The 14,075-nt window shown below is 35.2% G+C and carries 12 protein-coding genes; 11 read left to right on the top strand and 1 reads right to left on the bottom strand.

Annotated elements, in window-relative coordinates; translation table 11 throughout:
- Positions 1 to 9 precede the first annotated feature (9 nt).
- On the bottom strand, positions 10 to 2,013 hold the full coding sequence (locus HM987_RS01170; RefSeq protein WP_179004463.1) for a tetratricopeptide repeat-containing sensor histidine kinase: 2,004 nt from the start codon (positions 2,011 to 2,013) through the stop codon (positions 10 to 12).
- Between the two features lie 1,379 nt (positions 2,014 to 3,392).
- Between HM987_RS01170 and HM987_RS01165 the strand changes: the two genes are divergently transcribed.
- The 11 genes from HM987_RS01165 (at position 3,393) to HM987_RS01115 (ending at position 14,036) form a co-directional block, all read left to right on the top strand.
- Positions 3,393 to 5,189 (top strand): ParB/RepB/Spo0J family partition protein, encoded by a 1,797-nt coding sequence (locus HM987_RS01165; RefSeq protein ID WP_076547072.1) that lies wholly within the window; start codon positions 3,393 to 3,395, stop codon positions 5,187 to 5,189.
- Between the two features lie 265 nt (positions 5,190 to 5,454).
- Positions 5,455 to 6,291, top strand: coding sequence for a DUF932 domain-containing protein (locus HM987_RS01160; RefSeq protein ID WP_076547953.1), 837 nt, complete (start codon positions 5,455 to 5,457; stop codon positions 6,289 to 6,291).
- Positions 6,292 to 6,660: 369 nt separating this feature from the next.
- A complete protein-coding gene (locus HM987_RS01155; RefSeq protein ID WP_076547073.1) occupies positions 6,661 to 7,476 on the top strand; it encodes an AraC family transcriptional regulator in 816 nt (271 codons plus the stop codon).
- Between the two features lie 75 nt (positions 7,477 to 7,551).
- Entirely contained in the window at positions 7,552 to 8,046 is a 495-nt protein-coding gene (locus HM987_RS01150; RefSeq protein ID WP_076547074.1) for a VOC family protein, read from the top strand.
- Positions 8,047 to 8,639: 593 nt separating this feature from the next.
- A complete protein-coding gene (locus HM987_RS01145; RefSeq protein ID WP_076547075.1) occupies positions 8,640 to 8,834 on the top strand; it encodes a hypothetical protein in 195 nt (64 codons plus the stop codon).
- A gap of 749 nt (positions 8,835 to 9,583) precedes the next feature.
- A complete protein-coding gene (locus tag HM987_RS01140) occupies positions 9,584 to 9,928 on the top strand; it encodes a single-stranded DNA-binding protein (RefSeq protein ID WP_026813265.1) in 345 nt (114 codons plus the stop codon).
- 78 nt (positions 9,929 to 10,006) lie between these two features.
- Positions 10,007 to 10,387 (top strand): DUF6876 family protein, encoded by a 381-nt coding sequence (locus HM987_RS01135; protein ID WP_076547076.1) that lies wholly within the window; start codon positions 10,007 to 10,009, stop codon positions 10,385 to 10,387.
- Positions 10,388 to 10,399: 12 nt separating this feature from the next.
- Positions 10,400 to 10,597, top strand: coding sequence for a hypothetical protein (locus tag HM987_RS01130; protein ID WP_076547077.1), 198 nt, complete (start codon positions 10,400 to 10,402; stop codon positions 10,595 to 10,597).
- Positions 10,598 to 11,027: 430 nt separating this feature from the next.
- Positions 11,028 to 11,408 carry a BfmA/BtgA family mobilization protein gene (locus HM987_RS01125; RefSeq protein WP_076547079.1) on the top strand — a complete coding sequence of 127 codons (381 nt, stop codon included), beginning with the start codon at positions 11,028 to 11,030 and terminating at the stop codon, positions 11,406 to 11,408.
- Positions 11,409 to 11,418: 10 nt separating this feature from the next.
- Complete coding sequence (gene mobB / locus HM987_RS01120; protein ID WP_076547080.1) at positions 11,419 to 12,450, top strand: MobB family relaxase; 1,032 nt, start codon at positions 11,419 to 11,421, stop codon at positions 12,448 to 12,450.
- Between the two features lie 5 nt (positions 12,451 to 12,455).
- Positions 12,456 to 14,036 carry a type IV secretory system conjugative DNA transfer family protein gene (locus HM987_RS01115; protein WP_179004461.1) on the top strand — a complete coding sequence of 527 codons (1,581 nt, stop codon included), beginning with the start codon at positions 12,456 to 12,458 and terminating at the stop codon, positions 14,034 to 14,036.
- Positions 14,037 to 14,075 lie beyond the last annotated feature (39 nt).

Raw genomic sequence — 14,075 nt, 5'->3', positions numbered from 1 at the left:
TAGATTTGTTTAATTAGGGATGGGAATCTTAACATTCACTTGTGTTCCATTGCCTGGTTGTGATATAAAACTAATTTTTCCGTCAATATCTTCTACACGGGATGTCATGTTTTTCAAGCCAATCCCTTTTTTGCTTTTAGTGGTATCAAAGCCATCGCCATCATCTATAATATCCAAGCAAATTAAATCATTTTCTAACGAAATGCTAATTTCTATAGCTTTTGCATTTGCGTGTTTATAGATATTCTGCATTGATTCTTGAATGATTCTATAAATATTGATTTTGGTTTTGTTAGATACCAAATCCCAACTTATAGCATCCGTAGAATTAAACTCGTGCTCTAAATTGTATGCTTTTGTTTGCGTTTCAATAAGCTCAGTTACGATATCGATAAAGCTAGATCCTGATTCAAAATCTACGCTTAAATCATGTGAAATTTTTCGGATATCCTGTTCAATGGATTGCAACTGACCGATGTATTTTGCTCTGGCCATCATGGCTTCTTTTCCCTCATTAAAATTAATACTATCCAAGCTTAATCTGGCACCAAAAAGCGGGCCCAACACCCCATCGTGTAATTCTTTGGACACCCTTATTTTTTCCTTTGCTCTGGCTTCATCTACCTTATCTTGTTGACGCAGCATGAGATTATAGATATCTTCATTTGCCTTTTGCTGAACCTGCATAAGCTTTAATTTCCTGTTTTTTGACCGTTGGGATATTACCACATAAACCAATATTGCGGTTAAAAGTAAACCTATGGATAATATTAATAAGTATAAGTTTTCTTTGGAGATTTGCTTGTTTTCGGCTTCTAATTGGTCGGTTTCGTATTCTATTCTGGCGTACTTATTTCTTACACTTCTTTCTTCATTAAGCAAACTATCTGTTAGCTTAATATGCTCATTTAAATATTGTTTTGATTCATTGCCCTCAGTTAGATCCGACATCAAAACCATAGATTCTAATAAAATATCGGTCTTCTTTATTCTTTTTGAAAGATCATACGCCTTCTTTGAAAATCTAAATGCATTTTTTTTGTCATCTATTCCTTTATAAAATTTAGCCATGCTTATGGCTGCTCCAGTTTTCGTAATTTCATCATCTAAGCTGTCAGCTATTTCATAAGACCTTTCGAACATATCAATTGTTTTTTCTCGATCATAAGACCCAGAGAGGTAATTGGTATATGCTAAATTTTCTAAAATTAAGGCGAAAAAAGTAGGATCATCCTCAAATAGATTTTTTTCATTTAAAATATCAGTAAAAATTTCTTTAGCTTCCTTATATAATCCCTGTTTACGCTTCAAATAACCTATATTATTCAAGGTGTATATACCATTATTGAAATCATTTTCCATACGACCTGCCACAGCAAGAGCTTGATCGTGATAGGCTAAAGCCTGACTATTATCATTTAAAGCGTCTGAAATACTTGATAATGTATTGTAAAGAATCCATTTTTGATCTAAAATATCATTTGTCTCTTCAACACCGTTTAATAATTTTAGAGCTTTAATTGCATTCTCTCCAGAACCGTAATAATCCTTTCCATCTAATTGCAATTTTGACAAGCTGCCTAAAGCATAAGAAAGATCAACTTCCGCATTTATTTTATCAAAGATGACAACTGCTTTTAGATAAAAATGGTAAGAACTATCCTTTTTTTCTGTTAAAAAATAAGAGTATCCAAGAGCATTGTAAGCATGTGCTAAAGAACTTGAATCACTTAACCTTTCTGCAAGAGATATGATTTTATGGTTAGCGTCAATATATTTATCGAAATCTCTCTCTTTATAATAATAATTACGAATCTTTTTTTGAGTCAGTAGAATAATAGAATCATTTTTTAGCTTCTTGGCAATTTCATTTGCTTGCTTTAAGAGTTTAAATGTTTTTATATTTGATATATCTTCATTATCTGCAGAATGAAAAAGATTTTGAATACTATCTAAGAGTTTTTTTTCTGTTAAAGATTGAGTGTAACCACAGAAAGTAACTATAAATAGCAAAGAAAATTTAATGAAATTTGACCTCAAAGTATTTGTAATAAGTTATTACTTCAAATTTAAAGTAAAATATCCTTTTTTAAGCCTATTAACTTTATCAACTATAAAAAGCCCTTACAAATGAATGTAAAGGCTTTGGTATTATTTTAAATTATGAGTATTAGCCATTCGAAGGAGCTTTCAACTTATCCTTATTATGTGCTAATAGATTAATATGAGTGGAATTCTCTTTGTGAGTCGATTCGGTTTTGTTAGAAACAGTCTCAGATTGTACACCAGATACAGTTAATAACATAACAGCTACAAGAGCAAAAGTAATTTTCAGGGTTTTCATAAGTATTAAATTAGGGTTAAAATTAGTTAACTTTAAAATTTGCAGCGCAATGCGCTACGTTGAGGGAAGGGAATGGATTATTAACTATTTTAGGGGAAACCTAAAATTATACTAAAATAAAAACGAGGGATGTTTTCTAGACACGTGAATGTCTATTAGTAAAATGGATTTAAATTTTCCTTTATAAGCGCTTTAAAAACTTATTAAGGATTACAAATATAAGCGTAATTTTGTGATTTCCTAATGTTTTACCGATTAAACGCTCTCATTGTTCGACTAAACGCATAATTTATGTTTATAACTTGTTGATAACTTAGGGTTTAGATCCGACGAAGTACTTTTAAATTTCTTAGTTAATTGAGGTAAGCGGGATCAATCAGAAATTAATAAAAGATGGTTCGTATAAGTAAACCAAAACGTCCTAAAACAAAAAAGCATCCCAATCTTCTTCCGATAGCTATCGGAACAGAAAAAAGGAAAGCCTTTCATCGGTAAGCTCCCAATTTGATTGGGAATCTTACAACTACTCTAGGATTTATCCTAGAACAACACAACATCTTTAGTCCCAAGTCCTTGGGAACTTTGCTTAAAAAAAGCCTCAATTTCTTGAAGCTTTAATTTTGCTCCCGATGATTCGGGATAGCGGTCTGGACGGGACTCGAACCTTGCTTGGCGAGCCCTGTCGCTGTGGCACTTCTGCCAAATATTTTTATCTATGTTGACGATTTGTGAACTAATTCTCGTGAGTTGTAGTTCAATTTGATTCGTCTGATGCAAAAATAATAATTCTTTTCAATTAACAACATTTATTACCAATAAATATTAAACTAATATATTACCAATGAATTGAAAATAAAAATTTAACTAAGGGGGTTTATTATCATACAATATGACCGCAATTTAAACTCGTAAAATACTTCCATCAAAAGACTACGGCATAAAGCCAACGTCTCTTCCATCGCTTATTTATTCCGTTTCCTTTTGAGCCAAGATTTTATCTTCCGTTTGGTTTCTGCTCAAATATTGTTTAATCTAAAATTTGAGTATTATGACAACAAAAGCGAGTACCACAAGAAAGAGCGGTAAAAAAATTACCACCGCCAAGAAAGAAGTCAAAGAAAAATTGACACAAAAAGCGATTGGGCTTCAGATTGAGAACCTATCAACTGCAAAGGTCATTCCCGACCCGATGCAACCCAGAAAGACTTTTAATGAAGCACATCTGCAACAGCTTTCCGAAAGCGTCAAAAAGCACGGTGTTCTACAGCCTATTACAGTCCGAAAATCTGGAAACGAATTTATCATCGTGATGGGCGAACGTAGGTATCGAGCAAGTAAGATGGCCGACAAGAAAACTATTCCGTGTATTGTCAGGGAATATAAGAACAACGATGTTCTTGAAATTCAAATCATCGAAAATCTGCAAAGGCAGGATGTTGAACCTACCGAAGAAGCTGAGGCGATTGCTTACTTAAGCGAAAAATATGCGCCTACAGAAATTGCAAAGCGATTGGGAAGAACAGATAACTTTATCAGACAACGATTAAAGCTGGCTGGTTTAATTGAAGGTTTTAAGCATTTTGTTCGTAATGGCGAAATGACGATTTCGTTAGGTGTGGGTGTTGCACTTTTTGAACCAGAAGAACAGCAGATGATGTTGGAAACGATGGGCGAAGATTTTAGTGCCCATCAGGTGAACAGGATGATTAAAGACCAGACCTATGATTTGGAAAAAGCATCTTTTGATGTAAATGATAAGAAATTGGTGCCAAAAGTAGGCTCTTGTATTGAATGTCCGTTTAACGCGGCAAATCAAGGTAATCTTTTCGGCGATGGCAAAATGGTTTGTACAAAATCAGCTTGTTATGAAACGAAGAAAAGCAAGTCGTTCTTGAATTTGATTGAAAAATCGAAACAAGAGAACATACTGTTAATTCCTGAAATACGACAGTATTGGGCAGACGAGGAAAACAATCAGCTGATTATTTCACAATTGGAAAAGAACGGTTTGAAAGTCTATTTGCTGGATGATGTTGAAATCATAGAAAATCCGATAAAGCCAACAATTGAGGACATCAAGAAAGAATACCAACATTACGATTATTCCGAAGATGAATTTAAAGCTGAGCTGGATGAAGCCTTACAGCAATACGAAGAAGAATTGGAAAAATACAATTCCGCTAAAGAAAATGAATTTGTAAAAGGTATTGTGTTCCATCCTGAAACATACAGACACAAAGAAGTCTTTATAAAGATTGTTGAACAGTCCAAAAATGAATCGACATCGTATTCAGCACCTTTGGAAAACAGAAAAATGGCAGATTGTTCCCCTGAAGAACAGATAATTAAAATCAACGAAAGGGAAATACGCAAGAAGCAAATAGAGAACAACAAGCAGTTTGAAGAAGTTGTTGAAATGATTAGAGACACCAAATACATTGATACGAAGAAAACACTTTCGGTGGATGAAATGGTAGCATTCTCATTGACGTTGTATGAAAACAATGTAGATTATGTTGGACGACAAAGATTCTTTTCAAATTTATTGGGCAATACATCCAAGATGACAGATGAAGAAATTGTTGAGAGTTTCAAAAAGAAGTTTAAAAAGGAAATCTTTCATAAGTTGATACGGTATATACTAACGAAGCAAGTGCATTTTGGCGAAAGCAATCACGTTAATAATCTGACTAACATTTCATTCTACAATGCGATGCAAGGTTATTACAAGTCCAAGATTGACGGCATCGAAAAAGAATATGCCGAAAAAAGAAACAAGCGTGAAGAACGTTTGAAAGAGCGAATAACAGTTCTTGAAAAGCAAATTCAAGGATTGAAAGAGTAGCTTTTGTTGTTTGAAGAAGGATTGGCATTCGTGCTGGTCCTTCTTTTTTTTTTATAATAGACACTTGGTTAAAATGGTCAAGGAATAGAGAGAATAATCAATCAATAGTAACGCAAAGGTAAACTCGTAAAATACACCCATCAAAAGACTACGGCATAAAGCCACCGCTTCTTCCCTTACTTATTTATTCCGTTTCCTTTTGAGCTGAGATTTTAGCTTCCGTTTGGGTTAAGCTCAAATATTGTTTAATCTAAATTCAAAAGCTATGTATTTACAAAATTTGCAACAGGATGAAATCTTTGTTTCATCAGAAATGAAATCCTTAAAAACTCTGACACAGATAGAATCCCGACGAGGGCTTGAAAATGCCATCATTTCAAATGGTAAAATCGTCAATGTGGTATCTAACAGTTATGGACACATTCCAAACCAATTGTTCTTCAAGAAAGCTGAAGAAATGCTGACAGATGCACAACTGAACTTTCACAAGCGCACCATCAACAAAAATGATAGGTCGTTCATTACCGACTTTATCATAGACGATATAAGTCAGTTTACCGTCAAGAACGATAAGGACGTGATACTGCCAATGCTACGGTTCAAAAACTCGTATGACGGTAGTGAAAAGACTTCTGGACACTTCGGATTTTATAGAGAAGTATGTTCCAATGGTTTGCACGTTTCACAAGCCGAAATTGAGTTTTCCATCAAGCATAGTAAGAACAATACACACCTTATTATGCCAAGACTAAACAACCTGTTCGACAAGTTTCTGGACAATGAATTCTATACGATAACCAAGAAATTCGACAAGATGAAAGAATTTAAAATCATCGATACACAGGAATTTGTAAAAGCCATTCTTGATAAAACGAAACTCTTTAGATATGAATGCAGCGACAAGAACAGCGACCCTTCGAAAAAATCTCGTGAAGTCCTGGAAATCCTGAATTATGAAGCATTGTTGCTAAACGAGGAACCTAATTTGTGGTTAGGTTACAATGCCTTCAATGCAGTTTTACACAACACGCTGAAGAAAAGCTTTGGCCAACAAGAAAGATTGGACAAGAAATTGTTTGATGAAATTTATGAAATGGCCTAAAGCCAAAAGGTTCATCCAGTACCTTAAACTGGATTTTTTTGTGCTTGCTACTTATGTTTAAAAGCAATACCGTTCAGCACATTCCCCTACATTTCGCGAAAAGCTTCATTCCGGAAAAAGCGCTTCCCTATAATAATCTTGGACACAATCCCTAATTTTAGCTTTCCATAGTGTTAACCCTTCCCGTCACGAAACTTCGAGACTGCTAAATAACATTTCAGTTCCTATTCAAATACGTAAATTAATCAGTAATGTTCAAATAGAAATTTTTATAAGAATTAATTAATCCTATCTAATAATACGAATAACATTATATTTATTGACCACAAAAATGAGTTGTGCGTCATTTAACAAAATATCAATTATTCAATGAACTATCAAACATTCCAACCACATCCGGATTTAGAATCTCTTGTCAGTTGCTATTGGACTTTAGAAGTTCCTGCTGAACCTGATGTACAAAAACAACGAATCATTCCTGATGGCACAATTGAAATGGCGTTTATACTTGGAGACGACATTAAACGATACACTTCGAAAGATGAATTTATACTACAACCTCGTGCAATGGTTCTCGGACAGACAATTGAACCCTTTTATATAGAACCTACAGGATATGTGAATACTTTTGCAATTCGTTTTTACCCTTATGGTTTTGCAAATTTTGTAACAATGCCCATTAATAACTTGGCAAACAAGGAAACGACAATAGAATTGTTGTTCGGAGAAAAAACTGCTAGTGACTTGGAGCGAAAAATAATTGAGGCAACTAATACTAGTGAACGAATAGAAATTATTGAAAATTTTTTTTTAGACAAGTTGAATGAAAAAACTACAATTAATAATATCGTAAAAACAACAATTGATGCTCTTTTAGCAACAAATGGAAGTGCTTCGATAAGCAAAATCCTTAAAGAAGATTTATCAAAACGGAGACAACTTGAACGAAATTTCAAAAAACAAATTGGTGTTAGCCCAAAACAGTTGGGTAAAGTAATCCGACTGCAAAATGCACTAAAAATGCTTCTTAATAAAAAGTCAGAAAACCTAACCGACATTGCTTACGAAAGTGAATACTTCGACCAAGCGCATTTTATAAAAGACTTTAAAGAGTTTACCGGAATTAATCCGAAGGAATTTTTAGGCAATGAAAATATGGCACTCTCTACCCTCTTCTACAAATAGTCAGCGTGTCGCATTTTTACAATTTTTGTATTTGCACGAAATCTAAATTTGTCTTGTCAAATCAAACAGGACGAAATGAAAAAATCCATTCTTTGTACAGCCATAATTCTTTCCTTTAGCATTACAGCCTGTAACAACCAAAACAAATCTAAAACCGAAACTATCCCGGTTGAATCTAATATTAATCAAAAAACAAAAGAAATGAAAAGTCATATTTCAATCTTTGAAATTCCAGCAACGGATGTTTCAAGAGCAGTAAATTTTTATCAAGCAATTTTAGACATTAACATTGAGAAGATAGAAATGCCCGAAATGGAAATGGGGATATTCCCTTATGAAGAACAAATGGTTACAGGAGTTATCATTAAAGCAGAAGGCTATAAACCTTCATCTGATGGTGTAACTATATACTTAAATGGTGGAGATAATCTTCAAATTATTCTTGATAAAGTTGAGAAAAATGGTGGCGAAATAATTGTTCCGAAATCACTTCACGCAGATGAAAGTGGTTATTACGGTCTATTTCTTGATTCGGAAGGAAATAAAATCGGTCTGCATTCACCGAACTAAACGAGTGAAAAAGAACAAACACAGAGCAATGTATATAAAAAAGAGGGCAAATAGTCCTTAAATAAAAGCTTTGGAGTATTTGCAAAGTAGCCATATTTTTAATTTGTATTTTGACGATAAGAAAGTTAAAAAGGAAATTAAAAATATGGCTTCGTGCTTTACCAAAGATTAAGTGCTTAATCAAGCAACAAATACACCCCATTCACTTTAAGATAGATATCAGTTTTAATAACCCACTCAGCACATTTCCCTACATTTCGCGGAATGCTACATTCCAAGAAAAGAGCTTCACTACGCAAGTCTTGGACACAATCCCCAATTTTAGCTTTCCATTTCGTTAACCCTTCCCGCTATGCTGGGAAGGAACACTTCATTCCCTAGCCAAAATAGTGAATCAAGTCCGCTTAAAAAAGGAAATCAATTATCATACAATATACACGCAAGGTAAACTCGTAAAATACTTCCATCAAAAGACTACGGCATAAAGCCATAGCTTCTTCCCTCGCTTATTTATTCCGTTTCCTTTTGAGCCAAGAATTTTAGCTTCCGTTTGGTTTCTGCTCAATATTGTTTAACCCAAAAATTTTAACATTATGAAAAGTACAGCTTTAAAATCCAACATTTCATTAAAAGAAGCCGAAGAACATTACCAATTAAGTAGTGAAAATTATACTATTGAAAGTGCAGAGTGTCATTTAGCTTACTACAGAGAGAAGCATCCCCTTTACTACCAAATACTTTTAAATAATGTTTATTCTAAAAATCAAAAAGTACTTTTTGAAGAGTGAGCTAACTATTCACAAAAGTACTATTACCCTTTTATTTAATGCGAGTTTCATAAGCCATTCAGCACATTCCCCTGCATTTCCCGAAAAGCTACATTTCGGGAAAAGAGCTTCACTACAAATATCTTGGACACAATCCCCAATTTTAGCTTTCCATTCCGTTAACCCTTCCCGTCCCGATAGCTATCGGGACTAGTAAGGAACACTTCATTCCTTTGCCAAAATTGTGAATCAAGTCCGCTTTTCATCGGAAAGTCATCACTTCGGTTTTTTTAACAGGATTTTCGGCGCGGTCTTCTTGAGCCCTTACTCGAAAATCCTTAAAAACCGAACCGCTGCCTTACACATTTTAAGGGGTTTATAATGGATAAAGCCTTTATTGTTTTTCGGTACAGCGAAAAACAGGCACGACATAACCAATTCTAATTTAACCACAGCTGCTTATCTCGCTTAACTGTCGGTACGCTCAAACGCAACTGCGTTTAAAAGAATTGCTAATGCCCTTATGGAACTTGTAAAGACTATACAAGTTTTAGTGAAAAATAAGGTTTCTACTTCCTTGAAAATGCGAGCATTTTACTACGTCGCAAACACACCTGATTTATTCCCTAAAAGTCTTGACAAAACCCACTCTATCCATTGTGCGGCGCACAGAAGAAAAGAACAAACACCCCTTAAAATTTAATTCAGTTTAAATCAAATAAGGGAAATATAAACCAGTCTGTAACAAAGCAGACACAAATCTTTTTATTATGAGTACTATTAAAAATCACGTACAGTTAATCGGAAACGTTGGACAAGAGCCAACCATTACGAACCTTGAAAGCGGAAAGAAAGTAGCCCGTTTTTCATTAGCAACAAATGAGTATTACAAGGACAAAGAAGGCAACAAGCAAACGGACACGAATTGGCATACCGTAGTAGCTTGGGGCAAAACTGCCGAAATTGTAGAGAAGTATGTTGTTAAAGGCAAAGAAGTTGGAATATCGGGAAAACTTAAAACCCGAAGTTATACAAATGATGATAACGAACAACGCTATGTTACGGAAGTTGTAGCCGATGAAATTCTTTTACTTGGAAGCAAAGACGACAAGTAAATCTTAAAATAAAGAGGGCGTTCCCGTGAGAAGTTGCGCCCTCTTTTTCATTATTCACTAATTTAAAAAAGCAAAACAATGAAAGCACAAGTTAACGAAATCAAAGAAGGATTGCAACATTTTCACGGAACGGAAATGTTCTATCAAATCCCATTATTAAGAACACGTTTTACGGACGGACTAAAATATCTTGCTAATGCGGCAGATTGTTTTTGGCTCATTACGGACACTTCCGTAATTGCAAAAAGTCTGATGAACCGAAGCGAATTTATAACCATAGACTTCAAAAGATTGCCCGAAGATAAACAGGATTTTACAGGCTATGAAGCAGAGATAATTTACAGCGATGGCAACGACAATATTTTGGAAAAACACGGATATCGGGCAACCGATTTTCCGCTCGATGAACTGCGTTTATTTTTTGTAAATGATACGCTGATGTTACCAAGCGAATATTAAAATTTTGAAGCTATGATTTACATAAAATTTCAAGATTTGAGCGAGGAAAAACAAGAGGAACTTTTACAGGTTTCGAGAGAACACGTAACACATCTTTATGGGGATTCCATAAAAAAATATGTGGAAGAAACTGGTGCAGATTATGAAAACTTGATTGACGAAGAAATGATTAAAAACTTATACACTTATAATTTTATTTTCAATATGTAGCACCATTAAAATAGAGCATCGAACACCTCTAAAATTTTAGAGGTGTTTTTGTCTGCAATTAATATCAAGTCAAAAAAAAGCGTATCTTTATATCGCTGAAATTCAGCATTCAAATTAAAGTAGGGTTATCCACTTTTCGACTTTCGCCGATAATCTTACACATCGAAAAATAACATATCGGAAAATCATTTTCCCTGAAAATGGCAATTGGCTTTTTAGCCAGATTGTATGGATTTTTGTCCCGCGAGCGGGACGAAAAGGAATAGCAAGAGGGTAACACGCTGCGCGATGTTTCGGATTCCTTTTCGTTTTCAAATAGCTGATAATCAGCGAATTGAATATATTATAATTTCCTGACAGTTAACGATTTGCGACAAACGGGCTGTTAACGCCCATTTTTAGGGATGATTTTGCGACAAATCGGCGAAATATGGACTCATTTATTGGAATTAGATTTAAAAAGGAAACTGCAAAACGTTTCCAAACGTTCTCACGTACTTACTTCAAATCGCACACCGAGGCGATGGCTACAATGCTAGATTTTTTCTTCTATAATGAAATTTCGCCAAAAGAAAAATTAGGTCCAACGGGGCGAACCATCGAAGCTAAATTGCTCAAAAGAATCAATGCGGTTATTGCCATAATGCGAGATGTGGAAAAGACACAAACCAAACCTACGGTGGCTATGATTCAATCACTTTTTGAAACAGAAGAGCCAGAAAAAAAACCGCTGATTGTGGAAAAGAAATATGCGGAAGAAAAGAAAGAAGTGCGCTTTCGCGAAAAGCGAAACTTAAAGAACGAACTCTAATTTTTGAACTATGTATATCACAATCACACCACAGAAATTAGGAACAAATTACTCACAAAGTTCAGCCGATTTTGTAGGCTATTTAGAGAAAGAAAATGAAGGGATAAAGGAAGCAGATATGGAACATTTTTTCAATCAATATGGCGACGAGATTTCCGCAGAAGAAGTGGTAAAGGAAATTGATGGAAACACCGCAAAATTGAAAAAGAAAGAACCTAAATTTTATTCCATAACGGTCAGTCCTTCCAAGTATGAATTGAACAGATTACAGAACAGTCGTGAAGATTTAAAAACCTACACTCGTGAGCTAATGAAAGATTATGTTGCCAGCTTCAATCGGGAAATCAATGGACGACCTATATCAATAGACGACATAAAATATTACGCTAAAATTGAACATCAAAGAACCTTCAAGGGTACGGACTTTCAGATAAAAGAAAACCAACCTTTCGCCACAAAAATACTTCAGCTCAAAACGGATATCCGAAATATTCAAGAAGGACGAGCTGAAGGGAATATTAAGAAAATGGAAAAGGAAATTGCCAAACTGGAACGCCAAGCGCCACATCAACAAAACGGAAAACGGATAGTTCAGGGAATGCCGAAAGCAGGAAACCAAAGTCACATTCATATTATCGTTAGCCGAAAGGATGCTTCAAATTCTATAAGCCTTTCCCCAGGAAGTAAGCACAAAGCATCCGAAGTAGAGATGCACGGAAAAAAAGTGAAGCGTGGTTTTGATAGAGATACATTTTTCGCGAAAGCGGAAAAAACATTTGATAAGACATTTGGATATAAGCGCAATTACGCAGAGACCTACAAAGCTAAAAAGACCTTTGTAAAGAACCCAAACCTATATTTTTCAGCATTGATGAAATTGCCAGCCAATGAAAAAGCATTGGCTTTTAAAATGATAAGTAAATCAGGATTGCCCATAGTGCCGAGTATTCCAGTAAGTCAGGCACAAATAGCGCTTCGAGTTTTTAAGCGATTGAGACGTGGCGCAGAAGTGGCCATCAAATCAAGTTCCATCGGAATCTAATAGATATGCAGATAGACAATCTTATAACGATACTTTCAATTATTGGTTTGGCCAATACCGTTTTCTATGGAATGTTTCGAGTATCAAAATATGCGTTTGTGTTGAATAGCATATCGCTTTCAGTTCTCGTGTTCTATTTGTCTGAAGGAAATGAATTGATATTTATATTACTTTATTTGGTTTGTCCGCTAATGCTAATTAATATAGGACTGTATGTTTTTCTACATAAAACCGAAAGCCCGAAAAATGGCGACAGCAGATACCAAGTAAACTTTGCAACTACTAAAGGAAATTTCAGATTGGATAATATCAAACGTGGTGCATCCATCATTGGTTCTGCCGGAAGTGGTAAAACCGAAAGCGTGGTTTATGGATTTCTAAAGCATTTTGAAAAAGAAGGTTTCTGCGGAATTATTCACGATTATAAAGATTTTGAATTGACCGAAATGGCATATCCGCTTTTCAAGGATAGCGACATCCCTTTTAAGGTCATTTCCTTCGATAAAATCATTCATAAGGTAAATCCTATTGCGCCACGGTATTTAGAGAATGAGGAAAGCGTAAACGAGGTGTCAAGGGTGTTGATTGAGAATCTATTAGAGCAAAGAGAAAGCGGAACAACTGGCACGACAAAATTCTTCAACGATGCTGCAGAAGGGTTGATTGGTGGTTTGATTTGGAAACTGAAAACGGACTATCCCAAGTTTTGTACGTTGCCACATTTAATTGCGGTTTATCAATTTCTCGATACTAAAAGTTTGATTCAGTTTCTGGAAACCAACACCACATCACGAGCAATGGCAGATGCCTTTATAAGTGGCAAGGATTCTGAAAGGCAGACCGCTGGTGTAAAAAGCACATTGGCAAATGCGCTGAAAAGAATTAGTACACAACGGATTTTTATGGCTTTGTCCGCAGATGAAGTACCGCTAAATATAAATAGTGCTGAAAATCCCTGCGTAATTTCGATTGTGAACAACCCAAAATTCGAAACTTCGTATTCACCAGTAATCGCTACAATTATACACACTATTACAAAGCAAATGAGCGTGCGTAATTCAAAACCATCATTCTTGCTTATGGAAGAAGCACCAACCATTCGTTTATTGAATATGCATCGAATTCCTGCAACATTGAGAAGCTATAATATTTCTACGATTTATGTGATGCAGGATAAAATTCAGAATGATATGATGTATGGCGATAAGGCAAGCAAGGCGATTCTTAGTAATCTATCCTATCAATTTTTCGGAAAGGTAAATGACCCGGACACCGCAAAATATTACGAACGCTTTTTTGAAATCATTAAAGACCCAACCAAGAGCATAAGTCGAGGACATAACCTCGATTTTGATACTCGCATTACTACGGGCGAAAAGGAAATCCCAAAGATTCGGGCGGACGTATTTTTCAGGTTGAAACAGGGCGAGTTTATCACTTATGCAGATGGTAGGGATAAAAAGGTGCAGTTTAAATTAGCCGACATTCAAAGGGAACTTCCTAATGAGACTAAACAGTTTTCTAAAGCTGATTTGGGAGCTAATTTTGAGCGGGTTTATGAGGAAGCACGGTCTATATTTAAATAACGTTAAACACCTTAATTCATTGGGCTAAACGGTTAATAA

The organism is Winogradskyella forsetii (assembly GCF_013394595.1).
GTDB classification, from domain to species: Bacteria; Bacteroidota; Bacteroidia; order Flavobacteriales; family Flavobacteriaceae; genus Winogradskyella; species Winogradskyella forsetii.
This window is presented reverse-complemented; position numbering and strand designations above follow the sequence as displayed.

What these genes read in the sequence shown, in the direction of transcription:
- mobB (WP_076547080.1), top strand. Translation starts at nt 11,419, where the DNA reads ATGTATATCACAATCACACCACAGAAATTAGGAACAAATTACTCACAA.
- HM987_RS01145 (WP_076547075.1), top strand. Translation starts at nt 8,640, where the DNA reads ATGAAAAGTACAGCTTTAAAATCCAACATTTCATTAAAAGAAGCCGAA.
- HM987_RS01155 (WP_076547073.1), top strand. Translation starts at nt 6,661, where the DNA reads ATGAACTATCAAACATTCCAACCACATCCGGATTTAGAATCTCTTGTC.
- HM987_RS01140 (WP_026813265.1), top strand. Translation starts at nt 9,584, where the DNA reads ATGAGTACTATTAAAAATCACGTACAGTTAATCGGAAACGTTGGACAA.
- HM987_RS01115 (WP_179004461.1), top strand. Translation starts at nt 12,456, where the DNA reads ATGCAGATAGACAATCTTATAACGATACTTTCAATTATTGGTTTGGCC.
- HM987_RS01135 (WP_076547076.1), top strand. Translation starts at nt 10,007, where the DNA reads ATGAAAGCACAAGTTAACGAAATCAAAGAAGGATTGCAACATTTTCAC.
- HM987_RS01160 (WP_076547953.1), top strand. Translation starts at nt 5,455, where the DNA reads ATGTATTTACAAAATTTGCAACAGGATGAAATCTTTGTTTCATCAGAA.
- HM987_RS01125 (WP_076547079.1), top strand. Translation starts at nt 11,028, where the DNA reads ATGGACTCATTTATTGGAATTAGATTTAAAAAGGAAACTGCAAAACGT.
- HM987_RS01165 (WP_076547072.1), top strand. Translation starts at nt 3,393, where the DNA reads ATGACAACAAAAGCGAGTACCACAAGAAAGAGCGGTAAAAAAATTACC.
- HM987_RS01150 (WP_076547074.1), top strand. Translation starts at nt 7,552, where the DNA reads ATGAAAAAATCCATTCTTTGTACAGCCATAATTCTTTCCTTTAGCATT.
- HM987_RS01130 (WP_076547077.1), top strand. Translation starts at nt 10,400, where the DNA reads ATGATTTACATAAAATTTCAAGATTTGAGCGAGGAAAAACAAGAGGAA.